General features: G+C 60.2%; 1 protein-coding gene. It reads left to right on the plus strand.

The features are described from left to right. Positions 1 to 434, plus strand: a 434-nt coding sequence (locus tag AB4Z23_RS28085) for a CDP-alcohol phosphatidyltransferase family protein (RefSeq protein ID WP_441361258.1), incomplete at its 5' end; no start/stop codon positions are given. Positions 435 to 543: the final 109 nt, after the last annotated feature.

Genomic DNA, 543 nt, shown 5'->3' on the forward strand with positions numbered 1-543 from the left:
GGATGTTTCTGCGCATGGCCTTCAACGCCGTGGACGGCATGCTGGCGCGCGAACATGGCCAGAAATCCGCGCTTGGCGGCTATCTCAACGAGCTCACCGACGTCGTGTCGGACGCGGCACTCTATGTACCCTTCGCATTGATTGCCCCGTTCTCGCTGCCATGGATCGCAACCATGGTCTTCCTTGCGACGCTGACGGAATTTGCCGGCGTGCTTGGCATCGCTCACGGCAACGGCCGGAACTACGAAGGGCCGATGGGCAAGAGCGACCGCGCCGCGCTCTTTGGAGCCCTGGGCGTACTTGTGGCAACGTTCGACACACTGCCCGATTGGACATGGCATCTCCAGCCAATGACGTGTGTCCTTTTGATCTGGACAGTCGTAAACCGTGTGCGGTCTGGACTGATCAACGCCGCGAAACCACGTTCATCCTGAATGGTGCACCGTGGCGCGGTTGGCTGCGTACTTCCAGCACGCCTGACGACTGCCGACTATTCCTGCAATCTCTCCCTCCTCAACTCGCCCGGTGTGATCGACCAAGACT

This window comes from Agrobacterium sp. MCAB5, assembly GCF_052114365.1.
GTDB lineage: Bacteria > Pseudomonadota > Alphaproteobacteria > Rhizobiales > Rhizobiaceae > Agrobacterium > Agrobacterium tumefaciens.